This window comes from Microcoleus sp. PH2017_08_TRC_O_A, from assembly GCF_020738665.1.
GTDB lineage: Bacteria > Cyanobacteriota > Cyanobacteriia > Cyanobacteriales > Microcoleaceae > Microcoleus.
Window position 1 is genome coordinate 190,797 of sequence record NZ_JAEQCE010000004.1, and the last position, 22,664, is coordinate 213,460.

The window sequence follows — 22,664 nt, forward strand, 5'->3', positions numbered from 1 at the left end:
AAGTTTTGCCACCCTCTAAATACCAATAAAAAATTAGGATTGTTTATTGTATAGTTGGTTCGCTCAAACCTGATGTTCTTTTCGTCTGAACAAGTAAGCAAATTGGTATTCCTAAATTCGCGGTATAATTAGAGAACAAAATTAGGCGTTCCTGATTTGGAGTATGATTTGCCTCGGAAATGAGCGAGTAGGGGCAATTCATGAATTGCCCCTACTCGCTCATTTCCGAGATTGCCTAAGCGACTGAATCATACCTAAATTCAGCAACGCCCATAATTTTTTGATGGATAGGGAAACGGCTGATTAACGTTGATAAACGTAGTCTGAAGCCCTAGGGTGCCGATACATAAAAAATCTTCAATAAAAATCGACTTTTTGAGCAGCGATGACCTGAAAAATAGTTGAGTAAACACACTTAAAACTAATTTTTTAGTATCAAAAATTGACACTAATTACGCATTTTAGATCGAGTAAACAGGTTTTTCCCCAAAAGTTGTGCCTCTAGAGAATAATTTTTGTAAAAAAATCCGGTTTCAGACCACCAGTGCGTAAGTCCTAATTGAGAGAAATGATATTAGTTAAGCCACCCCTGGCATGGTGCGTTGCTACTATATGGTTCGATTTGCTCGACATATTGTTGATGGCGGCGCACCCTAAGACTTACTACGAGCGGGTAAATTAAGACTTAATAAAAAAACCCGCACTGGCGGGTTTTTTTATGCGGGAAATTAGCTCGAAGTTTGCTTAAAGCGATCGATAAACGCGATAATTGATCTCGGGGAAGATGTTGTCTATCTCCTGAACCTTCTCCAACCAGCCGGAATCGACTTTGCCTTCTTTGACTTCATCGTACAGCTTGTGGAAGCGCATTAAGTGCGATCGCGTCCGCCGCACCGCATAGGGAACCATCGTCCCTGTACGCATGATAAATGCCCAGTCAGACGATTGAGCTAACAACACTTCCCGCGCAGCTTGGTTCAAAGCCCGCAACTGCAACTCATCCTCTGCTTCCATGTTTCCCAATTCAATCATCCGTTCCGCGGCTTTGTGCAAGTGCGGGTAAATCCAAGCATTGGTATCGTTTAGCCAATATTCGTGGAAACCCCGGAAACCCCAGCTAGACTGGGACGGACGGCATACTTGCTGAGTCGGATTTCCGCGCAAATAATCGGCTAAGTGCGTCATTTCGTAGGTATTTTGGTCGTACCAACTCTTGCGGAACAGGTAGTCTAAGAACCAAGGCCCTTCGTACCACCAGTGACCGAAAAGTTCGGCGTCGTAAGGTGAAACGATAATCGGAGGACGCTGCATGATGCCGTTGAGGTGCTCGACTTGGCGTTCGCGATTAAAGGCAAAGTTGCTGGCGTGTTCGGCTGCTTTTTCCCGCGCCCAATACGGATCGTATAACTGTTTGTCGCCTAAACCCAATCCGCGACCGGTGATTTTGTGATATTTAATCCCGGTGTTTTTGCGCTGGCCGTTGGGCATGATGTAGGGTTTGATGTAGTCGTATTCGGCTTCCCAACCTAAATCTTTGTAAAATTCGCGGTATTCGGCGGCGCCCGGATAGCCGACTTCGGATGACCAAACTTGCTGGGATGATTCGTGATCCCGACCGAATGCTGCTACTCCGCATTCGGTGAAAATTGGGGCGTAGCTACCGTAGCGGGGACGCGGGCGGGCGTAGAGGATGCCGTGACCGTCTGTGAGGAAGTAGCGGAGGCCGGCGTCGGCTAACATCCTCTCTAAGCCTTCGTAGTAGGCGCATTCGGGCAGCCAAATGCCTTTTGGGCGGCGGCCGAAGTTTTGTTCGTAGCTTTCGCAGGCTACTTGTATTTGCGCCCAAACTGCTTCGGGGTACATTTTCATCAGCGGTAGGTAGCCGTGGGTGGCCCCGCAGGTCATGATTTCAAGGTTGTTGCTGTCTTGAAATTGTTTGAAGGCTTTGACTAAATCTCGATCGAACTTTTCCCAATAATTCCGAACTTGGGAGAAGTGGGCGGTGTAATGTTCGGCTAAGTACCTAACGTGACCGTTGTCGCTGTTGTGTTCAATTTCGAGTTCGGCTAGTTCTTCGAGTTTTGCTAAGTGGTCGTCGAAACGGTCTTGCAGCAAGGGGTCGCGCAGCATGGCTACCAAGGGCGGTGTCATGCTCATGGTAATTTTAAAGTCGATGCCGTCGCGCTTTAGCCCTTCAAAGACTTGCAGCAGGGGAATGTAGGTTTCGGCGATCGCCTCAAACAGCCATTCTTCTTCTAAAACGTAGTCGCTTTCGGGGTGGCGGACAAAGGGCAGGTGGGCGTGGAGAACGAGGGCGAGGTAGCCAATAGCCATAATGATTTGGATGACGCCAGTTAGGGACAGCTTTAAAATATTTTAAGATTTTATGCCGAAATGGGATCCACAAAGTTCAGTGTTTTTTTAATGACCTTTGTGTGACAGACTAAATCTTCGCAAATTCTAATTTTGTGCTTGCTGCTGGATTAAGACTGCTGCTGTTTGAGAGTCTACTGGCTTTGAGAAAAAGAATCCCTGGGCGAACTCGCATTTTAATCCTTTGAGTATCGATAGTTGCGAGGCTTCTTCGACTCCTTCTGCTACTACATCCATTCCTAAATTGTGGGATAAAGTCACGATCGATCGCACAATTTCTGTGGGGTCGATGCCTCCTTTGCCGAGGTCGAAGTCGCCTCCCATCCTGCTGACAAAGGATCGGTCTATTTTTAAGGTATTGGTGGGGAAGCGGTGCAGGTAGGAGAGTGATGAATAGCCGGTGCCGAAGTCGTCGATGCACAGGTGTATGTTTCGGGCTCTAAGCTGCACCAGCATGGCTGTGACTGATTCGGAATTTTCTATGAGTACGCTTTCGGTAATTTCTAGCTTTAAACTGTTGCCGTCGAGGTGACTTTCTTCGAGAACTCGATCGATATATTCGATTAAATCTGGCTGAGAAAACTGTTTGACTGACAGGTTGACGCTGACGCTTAAGGGCGGGTTATTTTGAAATAGCTGCTGCCACTGGCGGATTTGCTGGCAAGCTGTGCGGAGTACCCAGCGGCCCAGCGGTACGATCAATCCGGTTTCTTCGGCTATGGGAATAAATTCGTTGGGCGAAACTAAGCCTCGTTCTGGATGCTGCCACCGCACCAGGGCCTCAAAACCGATAATTGTGTTATGGGCGATCGACATAATCGGCTGGTAGTGAATGATAAACTGGGGTGTTAGGGATAAGGGAGGTAAGCCCGATCGGGCTGATTGCGGAGAGTCTTCTTCTCTAGCGGGGTCTCTAATTGATTCGATCGCCCGTCGCAGGTCATTTTCTAGCTGCAACAGCTTCAAAGCATGGGCGTGCATGGAACTATTGAAAACTTCGTGTCGGGCTCTGCCGAGTTCTTTGGCGCGATACATGGCCGTGTCAGCATCGCGCAGCAGGCTTGTCGGTTCCTCGTATTCGCCGGAGCTCAATGCAATGCCGATGCTGGCGGTGATAAAGACTTCGTGTCCGTCTAGCAGGATGGGGGAGGTGATTGTCTTTTGCAAGCGGTTGACTATGTTGGTAGCTTCATTTACGCCGTCGATGTCTTCGAGTAACAGCACAAATTCGTCTCCTCCGAGGCGGGCCACTGTATCTCCGACTCTGAGACAAGCTGTTAGACGCTGCGCGATCGCAACTAGCAGTTGATCGCCGATCGCATGGCCGAGGGAATCGTTGACTACTTTAAATCGATCTAAATCGAGAAACAGCACGGCAAATAAGTAGTCTTTGCGCCGTTTTGCTAGCCTCAGAGCGTGTTCCAGCCGATCGCTAAATAGCGATCGGTTGGGCAATCCGGTAAGGGCATCGTGAAAAGCGTCGTGCAGCAATTGTGCTTCGGCGAGTTTGCGCTGAGTGATGTCGTGGCAGTTGATCACGATGCCCTTGACTGCCGGATCGTGCAGTAAATTGGTGGCTACAGCTTCTACATAACACCAGGAACCGTTGCGGTGGAGCACTCTATACTCCAGGGGGCACTGGCTTGTTTTGGGGTTTTCAATGGCTTTGTGGAGGGTTTGGGCGATCGCCGCGCAGTCGTCGGGATGAACAGTCCCTAGGGCGCTGCGCCCGATCGCCTGGTGGGGCGCGTAGCCTAAAATTCGCTTGACGGAAGGGCTGATGTAGCGGAATATGCCCTCGGCGTCGAGAATGATCGTGATGTCTGTGGCGTTTTCAATCAGCGATCGAAATCGCTGTTCGCTTTGTCTGAGGGCTGATTCTGCCTGTTTGCGTCCGCTGATATCAAGGGCTACTCCGTCTATAATGATGTCCCCGTTTTTGTTTTTGGAAAATCTGGCGCTGTCTTGCACCCACTTGACTTGGCCTGAATTCAACAGGATCCGGTACTGGCGATCGCAGGGCAACAGACTGGCACTCGATGCTGCGACGCTGCTGTCATAGGAACTTTTGTCATCGGGATGGATGATTTTGGTCAACTGTTCGGGGTACGCCATTGCTTCTTCTGGCCCGATCCCAGTAAGTTCGCGCACCCCCGGACTAATGTAGGGCATGGAGGTTGTGCCGTCTGGATGCAGCACGGCGCGGTAGACTGAACCGGGAATGTTGGCTGCCATTGTGGCTAGCTGTTGCTGGATGCCGCGGACTTCGGCTTCAGCGCGTTTGCGTTCTGCGAGTTCGGTTTGGGCTTGTTGGTAGAGTTCGGCTTGGTGGATTGCGATCGCACATTGATCTGCGATCGCTTTGAGTAGCGACAGTTCTTCGGCGCTCCAATAGCGATCGCGATCGCACTGATAGATACTAATTCCTCCCAAAAATGACTGACGGTAAAGCAGCGGTGCGATCGTGACGGTGCGAAACCCTACAAACTCTGCTGATGCTTGCAGGGACGGGCACAGGCCCGATAACTCTTCGATGACGACGGCTTCTCCTGCCGCGAGTTCGGTTTGGTAGTGTTGGGCAAATGTGCAATTTAGCCCGATGAGTCCTTGTTTCTCTGCGGCTTTGCTGATATGGCGGACTACAATCCTGCCTTCAGCATCTGGCTGCAAGATCGCGCAGCCGCTGATTTCGAGAGATTCGTGCAGTTGATCTGCGGTAGTTTGCAGCACTTCGTCGAGTACCAGGGTTTCGCGCATGGCTTGGATGATGCGGTTGACGATCGCCTCACGAGTCGCTTGCCGCTGAATTTGGGCGATCGCGAATTGTTGCTGGCGGCGCATTTTGTATTCTTGGAGCGATCGTTCTAATACTGTTGGCAGCCTAAACAGCCGCCCTTTTAATACAAAATCGTTCATGCCGGCTTTGATGCACTCAACTGCCGCTTCTTCTCCCAAACTTCCCGTTACTAAAATAAATGGTATTTCTTGCCCTAATTCCTGCATTAATTTCAACACTTCTAAACCGTTAAACCCAGGGAGGCGGTAATCTGACAGCACTGCGTCGTACTTGCAATTGTGGATCAGTTGTCTGCATTCTGTTGCTGTTTCGGCAGTATCGTAGTTAAAATTTACTCCCCCCGCTTCTAACGCGAGCACTATTAATTCCAGATCTTCCGCCATGTCTTCGACAATCAACAATTTTAACGTTGATTCTGATACTGTTTTTAGTAAATAGTTTGTCTGAGTTCTATCTAACATACGGTATTGTGGAGTATTAAATTTGTTGTTCGTTTTTGGGCTAGATTTCATTTATTAAATTGAGTATAGTTAAGTTTGTATCACTGTTTTTAGTTAGATTTTTAATGCTTTAGCAATATTAATGATGTTTTGATGACATTGATTTAGCACGTGCAACGGAGGGCTGGCAGAACCGACTGTTACTTATTGAACTGTATAATAGTTTTCAATTATAAATTAAGAACTACTATAGCATCGAAGGCGAAGAGTGACGTATGTCTGGTAATAGGTAATGAATAATGTGCCAGAAAGCTTTTGAACAGCAAGCTTTTCGGTGATTGCCGATTACCTTTTTCCCGATTACCCAAGCGTACCCGATCTTTCTGAGAACTGCTATATACTGGTCACTTGCGAATCTACATTGCTGTTTGAGATTGTTTGCCTAGTTTAAAGTAGAACGTGGCTCCTTGACTAGGTATGCTTTCTGCCCAAATCGTGCCGCCGTGGCGGTGAATAATCCGCCCGACGATCGCCAAACCGATCCCCGTACCTTCAAATTCTCTCTGGGAATGCAGCCTCACAAAGGCTCCAAAAAGTCGATCGGCATATTCCATCGGAAAACCCACGCCGTTATCCTTGACAAAAATCGTTCCATCAGGTAAGGAATCAATAACTATTGTAGCCGGAGTGCGTCCGCGGCTGAACTTGACGGCGTTGCTAATCAAGTTGCTGAACACCTGTTGCAGCAAGGTGGGATCTCCCATCACCGTCGGCAAATCTCCGACGGCAAATTCAACGCTGTCGGGAGTTGGGCCCAGATCTCCGGCTGTTCGGGGTTTAGTCAATTTAATCGCAGTTTGCACCAGGCGGGTGAGATCGATCGGAATTTGCACTAACTCGGTGCGGCCCACCCGCGAAAGAGCGAGTAAACCGTCAATCAACAAACTCATTTTTTGGCTGCTATCATCAATCACTTCCATGTAGTGAACGATTTTAGGATCGTTCAAGATTTCAGTTGATTCTAAGCGTTGTTTCAAAGCATTAACAAAACCTGAAATATGGCGTAAAGGAGCGCGGAGATCGTGGGAAACAGAATAGCAAAAAGATTCTAATTCTTGATTAGCAGCCTCTAATTGCTCAGTGCGTTTCGACAAAGCTTGTTTTGTCTCAACCAACTCAGTGATATCGCGAGAAGTGCCAATTAAAGCATAAACCTCGCCATCGAGATTCCTGAGAGGAATTTTAAAAGTGTCGAAGTAAACAGTATCGCCGGACAATACAAATTTTTCTTGCAAGTGTAGAGTTTCACCTGATTCAAATACCAGCAAGTTTTCACGCACAAATTTTGTGACAACTTCAGGGGAAAAACACTCAGACACGGTTTTTCCTTGCATTTCTTTTCGGCTGTTGAACCCTGCCATTTTTGCCAAAGGTTGATTGACAAAAACCTGACGCATATCTTCGCGTTCTACAACAAAAATGTGATCGGGTAAAGCATCAAAAAAAGTTTCAAGTTCGGCGGTACGCTGGGCAACTTGAACTTCTAAAGTTTCGTAGAGCTGTTTGAGTTCTGCTTCGGCTCGTTTGCGATCGCTGATATCTTGACCGATGCCGATGTGTCGGCCGTCGGAGAGACGAATATTTGCCCAAGTAGTGTCAATTATTCGCCCGTCTCTAACTGTTGTTTTGAAGTCTTTCCAGTTCTCAGTTGCTGCTTGGATTTCATCCAAAACGTATTGGCGGTATTCTGCCTGCGGGTAGCATTCGGCAAAGATATCGTAGTTTTTGAGTTCTGCAAAACTCCAGCCCAGCACTTTTTCCCAGTAGCGGTTTACCCACTCTATTTCACCGCTATGTCCCAAGAATGATAGCATGACTGGCACGTTGTCGAAGATTGTTTGCAGCACTTCGTTTTGCTCTTTTAAGGATTCTTCGGCTTGTTTGCGTTGCGTAGCTGCCGCCACGGCATCGCTGATGTCGAGTATCGAACCGATAATTTGCTGAATTTGTCCCCCTGGGGTTCTTTTGAAAATTGTCGATCGATCGTGCACCCACCGCCATTCGCCGTTTTTGTGTTTGATTCTGTAGTCAGTGTCATTTGTAGCGTGAGGGTTGGTGCTGTTTTCCAGCAACTGCATACTTGCACTTAACTTGTGCAGATCCTCGGGGTGAACTAAGCTAGAAATAGCTTCTGTACCCAACTCTTGCATTTCTTGGGGAGTGTAGCCCAGGATGGCTGTGACGGCTGCATTGGCATAGATATTTTGCTGTGCTTCTGTGTCGTAAATGTACAGAAAGTTCGGGAGGGTTGTAACAATGCTTTCTAAAAGTTGTTGCTGTTTTTGCAGCTCTAATTCAGCTTGTTTGCGCTGTGTCAAATCCAGCACAAAACTCACCCCAACTTCCTGGCTTCCTTCTAAAAATGCAGCGCCTAGCAGCACCGGAACGCGGCTGCCGTCCGAGCAGATGTATTCTTTTTCATAGGGAATAGCTGTGGTGGTAACTGTCATTTCTGCAAGTTTTTGTTCGTCTAGGCTGCGGTACTTTGGCGGTGTCATTTTTAGCCAGCTAATTTTTTTTTCAAGCAAATCGTGTCTTGTGTATTTTACTAGGTTTAAAAAAGCTTGATTTGCGTCGGTAATCTGACCGTTAATTTCCCAAAAAAAGATGCCGATAATATTAGAGTTAACTACGCGCCTAAACCTAGCTTCGCTTTGACGCAACTGAGCTTCGACTTGTTTGATTTCTGTGATGTCCCGGGTGATGCTTAAAACTGTTTCTACTGAATTGTCCTCAGCAAATTCGGGAATTACTCGACTTTGATAGTATTTTGTCCCATCGGGAGTGGGAAAGTCAAATTCGATGGTTTCTTGTTTGCCGGTGCGACAAACTTTGACACACGCTTCGTCCCACAGGTTGCAAATGTGGGGGGACATTCCTAATTCTTTGTTGCTTTTGCCGATAAATTCTGAGGGGGGTTTTCCGGTGGCTCGTTCGACTTCTTTGTTGACGTAAAGGTGGCGCAGTTCTCGATCGAACCGCGCTATGATATCGGTAGCATTTTCCGCTAGGGCGCTGAAGGCCTGTTGGCGCTGGCGAAGTTGTTCTTGAGTGCGGTGCTGTTCGGTGATGTCTGTGGCAAAAGACAGAATTGAAACTAATTTTCCTTCTGCATCGAGCAGTGCAGAATTGTACCACTCGCAGTAAATTACTGAGCCATCTTTGGTAGAGTTGCGGTTGCGGCAAACGTTGCGGGGTTCTCTGCTGTAAAACATTTGATTTGCCGCAGCGCTGACTTGCTCGAAGTCTTCTGGATAAATTATTGAGCATTCGTGCCAGTATTGGCCGATTATTTCTGCTGCACTCCAGCCAAATATTTGTTCGGCCATTGGCGACCACCGCACTACCCGCAGTTCGCTATCCCACTCTAGAACTGCCATTGGCGAGTTTTCTAGGTGAAATTCCCGCTGCGAGTTGGCTTGTTTTATTTTGGTTTGAAGTTGCTGGCGGAGTTCCTTGGCTGCGACAAAGCGCTCGCTGATTTCCTGTGCATTTGCTACGTCGGCTTTGGCTATCTGAGCAATGGTTTCTGCTGTTTGTTTTTCGAGTTCGTTCCAAGCGAGTTCGAGGGCTGATTCCACCTCCTCTAGCTCAGTGATGCTGTTCTGAAACAGTGCGGCACTTTCCACTGGAATTTCAGGCATATTTTTGACAGTTAAGCAAGTGTTAGGTTGAGACTTTTAAATTAAACTTTAACAATTAAAAATGTGTAGTTTATTGTTAAATTATACATTTTTACTTTTTAATTTGTGCGTGGCGCCGATTTTGAGTGGCGGCGGTGCTATTAAAGACGGCAGGTATAGGTTTAGCGTGCAGATCGGCACTTGCGATCGATCGCCCCAAAACTCTCCTCACCCAAGTACGGGCGCACTCTGCTCTGTATATTTTTGCACAGGATTGTGTTCCCGTGGCGTCGAAATAATACTGAGGCAGATCTGTGCGCGAGCCGATCGCGCATCCGTAGTAGAGCATTGGGTGTGCCGATCGCCAGCAAGAAGAGCGCGGCGGGGGAAAACTAACCCAGGGAAGTCAATTATTAGCCACCAGTGGCCCAAATGGTCGATCGATCTTGTTTGCGAACTCTGCCGGTGTGAAGTGAAAACCGTCCCTAGCCGACAAATACTCCCAAGTCGGTTTCGTCAATAAACAGCTAAAATATAATAGACCTCTTGCAAAAATCCTTTTAACCAAATTTTGGGACGGGCTAGAAGCCCATCCCACAAGAAAAAAGATTTTTGTGGGATGGGCTTCTAGCCCGGTCTTTATAGGTCTCTTATGACTGCTGCTACATCAGTTAAAACTCAGTACGAAGCTGTTATCGGTCTCGAAACTCACTGTCAATTGAGTACGAATACTAAAATTTTCTCCAGCTCTTCTACAGAATTTGGTAATGCTCCAAATACTAACATTGACCCAATTTGTATGGGGATGCCTGGAGTGTTGCCAGTATTAAATCAAAAAGTGCTGGAGTATGCAGTGAAGGCAGGGCTAGCTCTCAACTGTCAAATTGCACCTTATAGTAAGTTTGACCGCAAGCAATATTTCTATCCCGATTTGCCAAAAAATTATCAAATTTCTCAGTTCGATTTGCCGATCGCTACTAACGGTTCAATAGAAATTGAACTGGTGGACGAGACAGGCAATTCTACTAGAAAAAAAATCGGAATCACTCGCTTGCACATGGAGGAAGATGCAGGGAAATTGGTTCACGGCGGTAGCGATCGCCTCAGCGGTTCTACTTATTCAATGGTAGATTACAACCGCGCCGGCGTGCCTTTAATCGAAATTGTTTCGGAACCGGATTTGCGAACGGGCGCGGAAGCTGCCGAGTACGGTCAAGAATTGCGCCGGATCGTGCGTTATATCGGTGTCGGCGACGGGAATATGCAGGAAGGTTCCCTGCGCTGCGACGTGAATATTTCGGTGCGCCCCGTTGGCAGAAAAGAGTTCGGCACGAAGGTGGAAATTAAAAATATGAACTCTTTTAATGCGATCGAACGGGCGATCGATTACGAGATCGAGCGGCAAATTCAAGCGATCGAAAATGGCGAAACCATCATCCAAGAAACGCGGCTTTGGGATGAAAACAAGCAGTGTACTTTCAGTATGCGGATTAAGGAAGGTGCGAGCGATTACCGCTATTTCCCGGAACCGGATTTGCCTCCGATCGAAGTTTCGGCAGATCAACTGCACGATTGGAAAGCTCAACTGCCGGAATTGCCAGCAGAAAAACGATACCGCTACGAAACTCAACTAGGTCTTTCTCCCTACGACGCGCGGGTTTTGACTGACGACAAAGCGGTGGCTGAGTATTTTGAAAAGTCGATCGCCGCCGGTGCTGTGGCTAAAGGCGCTGCGAATTGGGTGATGGGCGATATCACTGCTTATCTGAAAAATGAGAAACTGGCGATCGCACAAATTCCTTTCCAACCGCAGGATTTGGCCGAACTGCTGGGGCTAATTGATGCTGGCACGATCAGCGGCAAAATCGCTAAGGATATTTTGCCGGAGTTACTAGCAAACGGCGGTTCGCCTCAGAAGTTGGTTGAAAGCAAGGGTTTGATTCAAATTTCTGATACAGGGGCGATCGATCGCGCGATCGATGCAGTGTTGGCCGCCAATCCCAAGGAGCTCGAACAGTACCGGGCTGGCAAAACTAAGCTGCTGGGCTTTTTCGTCGGCAAGGTGATGAAAGAAACAGGCGGCCGGGCAGATCCCAAATTGACCAATGAGTTGCTGGCAGCCAAGCTTAACAGCCCAGCCTAAGCAGTCGTTAAAGGAGTCGTGTAGCGGATAGAGTGGCGGGCGATCGGTTTTTCCTGAGCCCGTCCTTCCCGCTTCATGGTAACTTTACAATTAAGTATACATTTCTTGACAATATCTTCACATTTAGGGGTATCACCCCTCATGCCTGTTGTGTTATATTCTGTTATGTAGATGCACCCTGATGGCAAGGAGAGTTACTTCCGTAGCTCTCTCTTTTTTTTGTCTTTTTTTTGTGGGACACGGACGTGAAAATACGGATGAGCGGTTTCTGGAAGGTTTCAATCGTGGTATCGTGTAGCGGATAGAGTAGCGGGCAATCGGTTTTTCCTGAGCCCGTCCTTCCCGCTTCATGGTAACTTTACAATTAAGTATACATTTCTTGACAATATCTTCACATTTGGGGGTATCACCCCTCAGTCCTGTCGTGTTATATTGTGTTATGTAGATGCACCCTGATGGCAAAGAGAGTTACTTTCGTAGCTCTCTCTTTTTTTGTCTTTTTTTTGTGACTACGGTCGTAAAAATACGGATCGCAAGATTCTGGCTGGACAAATGCCGAATAATCGCAGCAGGAAAATGCTAAAGACAGTCAGAAATAGACAATAAGAAGCTGGCAATCTTGATATGTAAAGGTTTGAGGCGTTTGGGCTAGCTATACTTCTTCATGAAAATTTTATATAAGATGGTGTCACCCCTCATCCCTAATGTGTTATAGTCTGTTATGTAGATGCACCCTGATGGCAGGGAGAGTTACTTCCGTAGCTCTCTCTTTTTTTTTGTCTTTTTTTGTGGGGCACGGACGTGAAAATACTGATGAGCGGTTTCTGCTTGGAAGAATCCCGAATTGTGGAACCGCGAGGACGCTTGTCACGAAGGAAGATACCTGAAGCAACTGCCAATCTTCAGCCCGCAAGGTTTAAATCGTTGCGCCAGCTATACTTTTTCATCAAAGCCTGACAAACTGGGCTTTGCCCCTCATTCTCAATATGTTATATCATGTTACAGAGATGCACCCTGATGGTCGGGAGAGTTACTGAGGTGACTCTCCTTTTTTTGTCTGAATGGGGAGAATGGGAGAGGGGACAATGGCGAGAGTTGGCCATACTGATTGCCGATTACCCATTAGCAATTACCCATTAGCAATTACCCATTAGCAATTACCCATTAGCAATTACCGCTGGAAGTCGATTAATATCAACTTGAGTTATTAAGTGATTTTGACAGCATGAGCGAACAAGCTAGCGAGCTAATCAAGCAAGGGATTTTGCAATATCAGGCGCACCAATTTGAGGCGGCGCTGGATTCTTGGCAGGAAGCCCTGACGCTGTATCGCTCAATGGACGATAAGCGCCGATCGGGTGCAGCGTTGGGTAATATGGGCGTGGCTTACGAGGCGCTCTTGAATTACGATCGCGCGATCGACTGTTATCAGCAGCATTTGGTGTTAGCGCGGGAAATTGGCGATCGCCGGGGCGAGGCAAATGCTTTGGGAAATCTGGGCAATGCTTGCTGTGCCCTTGAAGATTTTTCTGGTGCTATTGATTACCAGCAGCAGCGTTTGGCGATCGCGCGAGAGACTGGCGACTTTCGCGGAGAGTTGGAAGCTTTGGGCAATTTGGCCCTGGCTTGCGATGCTAATGGAAATTTGCCCGATGCGATCGAGTGTTATCAGCAGCAATTGTCGATGGCGCGCGCCCACCAGGACGATCGCGTTGAGCGCAGTGCTCTCAAGAGTTTGAAGCTGGCTTACAAATATTTAGCCGATTACGAGAAAGCCGACGAGTACCGACAGCAGCAATTGGCGATCGTGCGGGAACTGTTTTTAACCGACAAACATCATGATTTTGTCCAACTTGCAGAAACAGTTGGTTTGAATCCCGTCGAAGATTTTGCCGGAGCTGATTTAAGGAATTTTGACTTGAACTACGCTGATTTGAACGGTGCAGATTTACGCGAAACCAACCTCCAAGGTGCAGATTTGACCTTGGCAGATCTCAGCGGTGCTTTGCTGAGTTCTGCTATTTTAATTGATGCTACTTTGTGCAATGCTAATTTGCGGGATGCTGAACTCAGCAGTGCCAATTTAAGCGGTGCAGATTTGCGAACCAAGCTGCCGAGGGCAAATTTAACCGGTGCAAATTTAACCGGGGCTAATTTGAGCAGTGCTTATTTACCGAATGCAATTTTAGTTAATGCGAATTTGACAAACACTGATTTCAAAAATGCTGACTTGAGCGGTGTTGATTTGAGCGGTGCAAATTTAAACGGTGCAGATTTAAGCCGCGCTGATTTAAAAAATGTGGTAGTGGAGAATGCGAGGTTTGTTGGTTGTTTGGGGATTTCGGAAGGGGTCAAAGTTGAGTTGACGACGCGGGGCGGGATTTTCGAGTAAAATAGGAATGTTGGTAATTGTAGAGGGGAATAAAAGCTATGACTGCCGTAACTGCAAAACGATTCTCGATCGCCGAATATGACCGTTTGGCAGAACTGGGATTTTTTGAATCCGATAACCGATTTGAATTGATTCGCGGAGAAATTATCAAAATGGCTGCTAAAGGTAGGCTTCACTCGGTTTGTAATACTCTTTTAGTTGAGGAGTTAATCATTTTACTGGCAAGACGCGCTCGCGTGCGCGTACAGGAACCGATTATTTTGTCAGATGATACCGAACCAGAACCCGATCTAGTTATTGCCCGCCGTTCTGACAATTATTTATCTCCTCACCCTCTAGCTGCTGATATTTTGTTGGTGATTGAAGTTTCTGATTCTACTTTGAAATACGATCGGATAACCAAGTTATCTCTCTACGCTGAATCTGGGATTGCAGATTATTGGATATTTAATTTGGTAGAGCCTCAACTGGAAATGCACAGCGAACCTTATCAGAAACAAAGAGGTGGTTTCGATTATCGAGTCAAACGAGTGGTTTTGCCAAATGAGGTTGTGGTAATTCCAGGTTTCCCAGAGTTGTCTCTCGATTTATCTGCGGTATTTCCGGCGCAGATGGGTGAGTGAAGCTGAGGAGTGCGTAGGCGCAAGCCGGGGCGCAGCCATCGACAAACTCTTCGGACAATTACTGTTATGAGCTACCGCACTCTATTCATTGCCAATTCTTGAATCGAAAATCATATTATAGAATAACAAAAGCTATGACTTTCGCTACAGCAAAACGATTCTCGATCGCCGAATATCACCGTTTGGCAGAACTGGGATTTTTTGAATTCGATAACCGATTTGAATTGATTCGCGGAGAAATTATCAAAAAAGCTAAAAAAACTACGTTTCACTCGGCTTGTAACTCTCTATTGCTGGGAGAGTTGTGCCTGATTATGGCAAGAAGTGCCTGCGTGCGCGGTCAGGAACCGATAATTTTGCCTCCTGATAGTGAACCAGAACCTGATGTAGTGATTGCACGCAATCGCTTTGATGATTATGTATCATCTCACCCTCTAATTGCTGATATTTTGTTGGTGATTGAAGTTTCTGATTCTACTTTGGATTACGATGGAAGAACCAAGTTATCTCTCTACGCTGAATCTGGGATTGCTGATTATTGGATATTTAATTTGGTAGATATTCAACTGGAAATGCACAGCGAACCTTATCAGAAACAAAGAGGTGGTTTCGATTATCGAGTCAAACGAGTGGTTTTGCCAAATGAGTTTGTGGTAATTCCAGGTTTCCCAGATTTGTCTCTCGATTTATCTGCGGTATTTCCGGCGCAGATGGGTGAGTAGAAAAGATTGTAAAAGTCCTGTTAATCAAATTTCAGGACGGGCTAGAAGCCCATCCCACAATTTTTTTTCTTGTGGGATGGGCTTCTAGCCCGTCCGAATTATTTTTGTAATTCAGGTCTAGTAAAGATGCTACTGCGATCGCCCGAATTGATGGTATAATCCAAAAGTGCGATGGCTACGCCCCGGCTTGCGCCTACGAACTACTCAGCAAAATACCACTATGCCCGCTGAAAATCTCACCTCGCCAGGCCAAAATATCCAGTTATCGGGTATCAGTTGGCAAACCTACGAAACCTTGCTCGCCGAATACATTGACCGGCCGCTGCGGCTGAAATACAATGGTGGCAATCTAGAGATTCTGGAACCTTCACCAGAACACCAATTTTACAAAACAATAATCGGCAGATTTGTGGAAACCCTGGCTGAAGAATTCGGACTGAACATTGCAGCCGTCGGTTCCACAACTTTTAAGCGTCCAGAACTCAGCAGTGCAGAACCAAATGAATGTTTTTACATCCAGAATTTATCTGCAATTAAAGGAATAAAAAGAATTGACACGAAGGAAAGTCCGCCACCTGATTTAGTAGTGGAACTCGATCTCACGAGTTACTCGGAAAATAGCTTGCAAGTTTATGCTGATGTCGGCGTGCCGGAAGTTTGGATTTATAACGGCGAACGCCTGATTATCAATAGATTAGAAAATAGAGCATACGTTTCGTGCGATCGCAGTTTAGCATTTCCCACTGTACATATTTTAGAAATTGTCGGGTTTTTGCAACAGGCGGAAACAATGGATTATTTAGAATTAGTTCAAGCATTTCGGAATTGGGTAAAAAACCAAATACTACCAACCAATTAAGCTAAGGTGCATTATAGGTGTCGCAAACCAACGATAAATTATCACAGATAAAAATTCGATCAATAGTTTGGCTCAATAGTGATAAAATAAAATAAAGCACTCGTCAAAATCTCCATCACAGTCTGGCAGAGCCAGCACTTCTACCGATATGCGATCGCTAGAGTCTCACAACAAATACCCAGATTGCTTGTGGATGCAACTAGAAGCAATTCCAGTGCCATCAGTTGCAGCCCAAACCCAGCAGCTTGACATTCACTTGAGCCTCAATTTTAACGAGCATTGGGAACCGCTGCTGGGCGGCCGCGTTAAATTTGGTCTGCAAGGCGGAACGCTCAAACTAAATCTGGAAAACTGCGAAATTCCGGTAGCATCGCGTCAATTAGTGGGTGATTTTGAGCTGTCGCCCATCGACAGCAGTACAGAGATTTTGTCAACCGAAAGTCAGCGGAAAGTCCGAGACAACGAGAAGGTGGAAAAAATCCAGGAAACTGACTGCACGTTTTGTCATGTTTCCACAATCGGCGACGATACAAAACCCGCTTGGATTTTTTCATTAAAACGGGGAAAACCAATATTAAAAGGTTTGCTAAAAAGTGTTAAACTGGGAGAATTTCCCGCCAAACCATTGCGGATTGCAGCGGCTTTTGAAGTTGCGAAAGAAGATATTTATCTCACAGATGCGGAGGGTTTGTGGCCGCACGATATTACGCCAAATCAACATTCGGTTTTAGAAAGAATCCTGACTGTATATTTAGCAAATAAGCTCCAACCGGCTCTCAGTTGGGCGCTATTGTCTTACAATTTGCCTGCGGTGGAACAGCCTGAGGTGGAAATTATCGCGCCAGCCGAAGCCGAGTTGCAGGAAATGGTCGATCGCATTATAGCTGCTGAAACCGATGATTTTGTAGAACTGGCAACAATCGCCAATCTCAATCCCGCACTGGATTTCGCGGGCGGTAGCTTGCGCGGGACAAGTTTAAGTGCAGTGGATTTTAGTAGTGCAAATCTCCCGGCGGCAAATTTCCGGGGTGCAAACTTAAACGATGCCGATTTCAGCGACGCCAACCTGCAAAACGCCAAATTTGGCGGTGCAGATTTGAGTGGCGCTTTCCTCGGAAATGCAGATTTGAGCGGTGCAGATTTGTACCGCGCCAGTCTGGCTTTAGCAAACCTCAGCGGTGCCGATTTTAGTCGCGCAAATCTGCTCGAAGTTAACCTAACAAATGCTAATTTCAGCGGTGCGAATGTCAAGTCAGCGAGGTTTGGGAATAACTCGGGACTTGCGGAAGATGTCAAGCTAAATTTACAGCAGCGGGGAGCAATTTTTGAGGATGTTTAGCCCGTAAATGCCAGATCCCGTTCATCCATCCGCATCCATCGTGGCACGGGCCCAAAAGCCTGTGCGATAGATCGGTTCAAAAAATATCGCTCGCGTTTCTTAAACTTTTTGTGGCTTTGGCTAATAAATTTACAATTCTGCTGTAGAGCTATTGAGCGATCGCCTGACTCGATTCAATCTTTGCAGGCGAAGCTGTTCTGCCAGTAGCGTATTAATTTCTCCTAATTCTAAATTGACTTCTTGAACCTCCATACGAGTTCGGCGGAGGTTAGCTAGCAAACGTTTAGATGTTTCTGGATCGGGGATGCGCGGTTGTTTATTCATGGCAAGTTGTATTCCATCTTAACTTCTTCAATACTACGCTCCAGTGCCGGAATCCTTGCTTGGGTTCGTGCTATAGCTCGTTCTAGTAATTGTAGCATATCACCAGAGGCAACAGGTTGAGCTTGGGCAATTTGAAGCTGGATAGTAGATAGTTGAGAGTAGGAAGATTCAGCATCATCGGCTGCACTTTTCATTTCATCTAGTGCCGCAATCGTTGCCTCGGTCTCTCCAAATAGTTCAAAAATGGTTAATTCCAAGGCAGAAGCTTCATTAACAATATCTAAAGCCTGCTGTTTTAATTGATTTATAATTTCAGTAGTTCTTGATGGTAAATCAGCCATATTTACACCCCTAAAATAAGTTATTGCAATAAAAATTCAACATACCATAGTGTAATCGATCAACATCCGAAGCAGTTCACAATCATACATACCGAAATCCTTTTCATCCATCAGCGTCCATCGTGGCACGAACCCAAAAGCCCGTGTTCCCGAATCGGTTCAAAAAAGAGCGTGAAGCGAAGCTATCTTCCCGCAAGGGTTCGGTGAAGGGTAGGGAATCGCCCTCAAAAAGAGCGATGGCTACGCCCGGGCCCCGGCCTACGCACTTCACCAAAACAAATTATCCCTCATCCTCCGATTTCACAGGAGCACGCCCAGAAATCACAATAAATCCTACCGACTCAAGAGTTAGGTGCGGGTGGCGAATTCCCGCTAAAACCGCTTGACTCAACAAACTTTCGGTACTAATTTCATCAGCCAAAACTGATTCTAAAAGCTGTTCCGATTTAGAAAGTCGATTCAAACGTAATTGCAATTGATTTACCCGATTTTTGAGTTGAATTGCAGCACTGGTAGCAGAATTATTGCACATTTCGACAAAAGCCTCGCGCCCGCGCAGCAATTCCTCCGATACCACCCGCCCCTTCTGACAAAAATCATCCCAATCCAGGGAATCTACAAAATTGTCAATCAGCGATGTGCGATTTTTAGACAAATTGTAATCCCGATTCGGGCCGCCTTTCCCTTTATAACCCCGCTGCAAAATTGCCAAAACTTCCGCATCTTCTACCACAGACATTTGTTCGCTGCGAGCATCTACATACACAGTTTCAAAAATTGGTAAAAACAGAGCATCAGCGCGCCGTTGCAAAGCTTTTAAGTTGTAATTTTCGATGTTTTGTGCTTGCAAAATTTGAGCAGCAGGCTGCACATCAGTCTGAATTGAATAATTAAACTGAAAGCCAAACCATTCCTTCCCTTCCGCAGCATCCCAACTTTCATCGTGACGCCACATCGCAAAAGCTTGACCCCGATCGTCCCAGCGAACATAGGCGCCCAGTGCATCAATTAATCCCTCGCCAGTTCGATAAAGAACGACATCGGTATTTTGATGAGCAATACGCCGATTGTAACTACCGTATTGCTGACAATAGGGAACTAATTGAGTTGTCAAATCCTTGGAGGGAATTAAGGTTTTTTGAGTAGGTTGATAGCGCACCAAACCAGAGATACTGGGATGTTCGACTTGTTTGAAATGGAGGGCTTGACACAACCAACCTTCCGCCGCCCGCTGCATTTCTTTATGGCGTGCGTCGCAGTTGTCGAGGGATTCAAAATACTGAGATGCGCTGTCATCAAGAATATCAATTTCATCGAGGGCGTATTGTTCATCGATTTTGATTTTCTCTTGTTCGATTTCAGTTTTAATCGATTCAAGTTCGCTTGATAGGCCTTTTGCTCCTTCAGTAAACAACTTTTCTTCAAGTGTAATCAGTTTGGTTTCGGCATAAAACTGAAGGCTGGCGATCGATTTGTTGAAGATATCAAACCCGTTTTTTAAGACTTGAAACCAAGCTTCGTGGGGGCTATCGGGCATATCCGGGCCTGCAAACAAACAAAATTGCACTCCCATTTTGCTACCAATGCGATCGACTCTGCTGAGTCTTTGTTCTAGCTGGTTGGGAAACCACGGTAAATCGAAGTGGACTAACCAATCTATAAATTGTAGGTTGACGCCTGTTTCTGCCGATCGATCGCACACCAAGACAAAACAATGCGGTTCAGTCTTAAACCGATGGAGATTCGCCTCCACATCATCCGCTGATTTGGTCATGTCATGACTGGCGATCGCCTTTTTACCAAAGATTTTAGCTAAATTTTCCGCAATCTCTTGACAAGTCGTCGTAAAACTGGTGAAAATCACAATTTTCGGGAAACGTTCGCCCGGAATCGGCCGTTTAATTTGCTGTTGAATTCTGGAGAGCAAATCGCGAGGATTGCTGTGATATTCGCGCGGAACCTTCAATGCAACTGCGAGAAATCGCAAAATAGCGATTCGTAACAAACCCAGTCGATCGAACCCTTCCTCGACCTTTGACACAGTGTTGAGCAAGGTTTCCAGCAGTTCCCTTTCTTCGGAAAACAGCGCAGTTTTCGTCAAAATTGCGGTGTCGCTTTGTCCGAATTCGCGATCGAGCTCTGGACTAGATTTTTTCTGCAAGCGAGCTTTGATAACCCGTTCCAAAACATTCAACCAAGTACCGGAAGCGCGGAAAAACAGCAGAAAAATTCTCTGATATTCGCTAGATTTGGGAGCAGCAGCGCGCCATTTATCGAGTACAGTTTGAATTTCAGACCACTGTTCGTCATTGAGATCGTACTCGGCTTTAGGTACTGTATCGCGATCGAAAATCACATCTTCCACCGCATCCCGGCGGTTGCGGAGAATGCGGCGGTGCAGGCGGTAGGTATCTCTAACGTGGGTGCGAATAGTTCGGATCAGGCGAGATTTTTCTTCGGTTTCTTTGGTTTTTAGGCTTTTTTCTAATTCCTTTGCCAATGCGATTAAATAATCATCTTTAGCAAAAAGAGTGCGAAGTTGAGCAAGTTTTGTTTGCAAAACAGCAGGCTGTGTTGTCTCTCGGAAATCGAGTAAAGTTCGACCAATTTCTTGACGGTTCTGCACCTGTGCTTTGAAACTTTGTAAATCTTCAACACGGTAGGTTGTGGGGTCTAGCAAGTGCAGCATCGTGAGAAAATCTTGCTCGCGGCCGATGACTGGCGTTGCAGATAATAACAATAAATTTTTGCTTTTATGAGCTAGTTTCTGGCAGAGTTCAAAGGATTGTTGTTGATTGCGATCGCTCGAATTAGCCATGGCTGCGAGTTCTTGCGCTTCATCAACAATCAAAAAATCTAGGTTAGCATTGCGGCTAATTTGATTGATTTCGCTCAAAGAAACAAGCTGCACTCGATCGGCAAAATGAGACAAATAGAATTTATTTTCTAACTCTTGCCGCCACTGTTCGAGCAGGTATTTGGGAACGATTACCACAGCGCGCCCGTTAGCATCGTCTAGCAAGAATTGGCGGAGAATTGTTCCCGCTTCTACTGTTTTCCCCAGTCCAGCTTCATCTGCCAACAAATAGCGCACGATTGGGTCTTCTAGGACGCGCCGCACGACTTCAACTTGGTGCGGGTACAGGTCTATGTTAGCAGAAATTAAGCCCGTCATGCCGCGACTGACGGCGCGCTGTTCGATCGCAGATTGGACAAAAGCCAAACGGCGATCGTGAAAATAGGGAGTTTCTTGGCCTTTAACTGCTAAAATGTCGATCGGATCGGCGATCGGGATATTGCAGCGAACGTAAAGCTCGGCTTCGACAGCTTGCAAACTTTGGCTGTCGGGGAGGTCAATTTCGTACTCTAGTTTATCTTCATCCCAGTCATAAACTCGGCCAATTATCCACCTTTCCTGACTTGTACTCCAGAGGTAGCAGCGGGTTTGACGCTGAAGTCGGGCTTCTTGTAGCAAACTGAGGGGTACAGTTTTGCGGATGCGGTTTTTTACTGAGCAAAAATATTCAACTATGGCATCGGGGTGGGATACCTCGACAACTTTTCCGATTCCCATATCGTTTTTGGGCGATCGAACTAATGAACCAACATCAATCATAATTTTAGCCTGACAATATCTGTTAGAATACACTAACGCCTGAGGGAATAGAATAACATTAGATATGAGATTTATTGCATAAATTTTTGATGGATAGGTAAACCGCAGATATCCGGCAGATTAACACAGATAAACGCAGATAATTTTAAGAATTGATAACAAATGAAAGCAATCTTATCTGTTGATTGAATATAATTACGATCGCCCAAAAATAACGGTGGGATTCCCCGATTCCCATTTGGGGTATTTCTGCATCACACTGGCGTAAATTTCCGAGTCAGTGAAGGCTGTCAACCAAGCTTGTAGGGGAATCCAAGGCTGTTCGTTGAACCAAATTTTATCGGTATGGGCGAATTGACGGACAAAAGGTGCGATCGCCATATCAGCCAATGCTACATTATTACCAAACAAATATTTATTCTTGATTAATTTAGCATTGAGTTTCCCCAGATATAAAGCACATTCATCGCGATGTGCTTGAGCATCAACACCAGCATAACGCTCAGGGTATTTATAACGGTCAAGATGATATTTAAACCCATAATCAAATTGAGAGATAAGTTCCAGCATTTCTGCAACAGAACCTTCCTTTGGCCTCAACCATTTTTCAGGATCGTGTTGTTCCAACGCCCACAACATGATATCGATACTTTGATCGAGTACGCGCCCGTCAACATCAATCAATATCGGTACTGTACCTTTCGGAGATACATCTAACATTTCTTGTGGTTTGTCTCGCAAAACAACTTCCCGCAACTCACACGCGCGATCGCTAATCATCAGCGCTAAACGTGCGCGCATAGCATAGGGACAACGGCGGAATGAATATAAAATTGGATATATTGGTGACATATAGTCATTGGGCATTGGGCATTTCTTGGTACGTAGTTGCGATGCAAGCGCTCTTGGGGCCCAAGCCCAACAACATACCTTTCTTGGTACGTAGTTGCGCTTCAGCGCTCTTGGGGCTCAAGCCCAACAACATACCTTTCTTGGTACGTAGTTGCGCTTC

Annotated in this window: 14 protein-coding genes; 6 read left to right on the forward strand and 8 right to left on the reverse strand. The window is 46.2% G+C overall.

The features are described from left to right. Positions 1-744 precede the first annotated feature (744 nt). The 4 genes from JGK22_RS02455 to JGK22_RS02470 all read right to left on the reverse strand — a co-directional run bounded on the left by JGK22_RS02455 (position 745) and on the right by JGK22_RS02470 (position 9,642). Entirely contained in the window at positions 745-2,334 is a 1,590-nt protein-coding gene (locus tag JGK22_RS02455) for a glycoside hydrolase family 57 protein (RefSeq protein ID WP_293179901.1), read from the reverse strand. Between the two features lie 126 nt (positions 2,335-2,460). After that, a complete protein-coding gene (locus JGK22_RS02460; RefSeq protein WP_293219395.1) occupies positions 2,461-5,631 on the reverse strand; it encodes an EAL domain-containing protein in 3,171 nt (1,056 codons plus the stop codon). A 395-nt stretch (positions 5,632-6,026) separates the two neighbouring features. Continuing rightward, entirely contained in the window at positions 6,027-9,314 is a 3,288-nt protein-coding gene (locus JGK22_RS02465) for a PAS domain S-box protein (RefSeq protein WP_293312256.1), read from the reverse strand. Positions 9,315-9,405: 91 nt separating this feature from the next. Beyond that, positions 9,406-9,642 (reverse strand): hypothetical protein, encoded by a 237-nt coding sequence (locus JGK22_RS02470; protein WP_293179892.1) that lies wholly within the window; start codon positions 9,640-9,642, stop codon positions 9,406-9,408. A gap of 303 nt (positions 9,643-9,945) precedes the next feature. Between JGK22_RS02470 and gatB the strand changes: the two genes are divergently transcribed. The 6 genes from gatB (at position 9,946) to JGK22_RS02500 (ending at position 17,371) form a co-directional block, all read left to right on the forward strand. Further along, positions 9,946-11,436: an Asp-tRNA(Asn)/Glu-tRNA(Gln) amidotransferase subunit GatB gene (gatB, locus tag JGK22_RS02475; RefSeq protein WP_293190915.1), complete on the forward strand. Its 1,491-nt coding sequence runs from the start codon at positions 9,946-9,948 to the stop codon at positions 11,434-11,436. Between the two features lie 1,225 nt (positions 11,437-12,661). Beyond that, positions 12,662-13,828: a pentapeptide repeat-containing protein gene (locus JGK22_RS02480; RefSeq protein ID WP_293179886.1), complete on the forward strand. Its 1,167-nt coding sequence runs from the start codon at positions 12,662-12,664 to the stop codon at positions 13,826-13,828. Positions 13,829-13,866: 38 nt separating this feature from the next. After that, a complete protein-coding gene (locus JGK22_RS02485) occupies positions 13,867-14,451 on the forward strand; it encodes a Uma2 family endonuclease (protein ID WP_293312258.1) in 585 nt (194 codons plus the stop codon). A 134-nt stretch (positions 14,452-14,585) separates the two neighbouring features. Then, positions 14,586-15,173, forward strand: a complete 588-nt coding sequence (locus JGK22_RS02490) for a Uma2 family endonuclease (RefSeq protein ID WP_293312260.1) — start codon at positions 14,586-14,588, stop codon at positions 15,171-15,173. A 220-nt stretch (positions 15,174-15,393) separates the two neighbouring features. After that, positions 15,394-16,032 (forward strand): Uma2 family endonuclease, encoded by a 639-nt coding sequence (locus tag JGK22_RS02495; RefSeq protein WP_293199141.1) that lies wholly within the window; start codon positions 15,394-15,396, stop codon positions 16,030-16,032. Positions 16,033-16,180: 148 nt separating this feature from the next. Further along, on the forward strand, positions 16,181-17,371 hold the full coding sequence (locus JGK22_RS02500) for a pentapeptide repeat-containing protein (protein ID WP_293190919.1): 1,191 nt from the start codon (positions 16,181-16,183) through the stop codon (positions 17,369-17,371). 129 nt (positions 17,372-17,500) lie between these two features. On the opposite strand, the gene JGK22_RS02505 is transcribed toward JGK22_RS02500, so the two are convergent. From JGK22_RS02505 to JGK22_RS02520, 4 genes are all read right to left on the reverse strand, one after another. Then, positions 17,501-17,695, reverse strand: coding sequence for a hypothetical protein (locus tag JGK22_RS02505; RefSeq protein ID WP_293179877.1), 195 nt, complete (start codon positions 17,693-17,695; stop codon positions 17,501-17,503). Continuing rightward, on the reverse strand, positions 17,692-18,036 hold the full coding sequence (locus tag JGK22_RS02510; protein WP_293179874.1) for a hypothetical protein: 345 nt from the start codon (positions 18,034-18,036) through the stop codon (positions 17,692-17,694). The genes JGK22_RS02505 and JGK22_RS02510 overlap by 4 nt, the downstream gene beginning before the upstream one ends. A gap of 280 nt (positions 18,037-18,316) precedes the next feature. After that, entirely contained in the window at positions 18,317-21,652 is a 3,336-nt protein-coding gene (gene dpdE / locus JGK22_RS02515; protein WP_293312262.1) for a protein DpdE, read from the reverse strand. A 195-nt stretch (positions 21,653-21,847) separates the two neighbouring features. After that, a complete protein-coding gene (locus tag JGK22_RS02520; RefSeq protein ID WP_293312264.1) occupies positions 21,848-22,519 on the reverse strand; it encodes a glutathione S-transferase in 672 nt (223 codons plus the stop codon). Between the last annotated feature and the right edge of the window lie 145 nt (positions 22,520-22,664).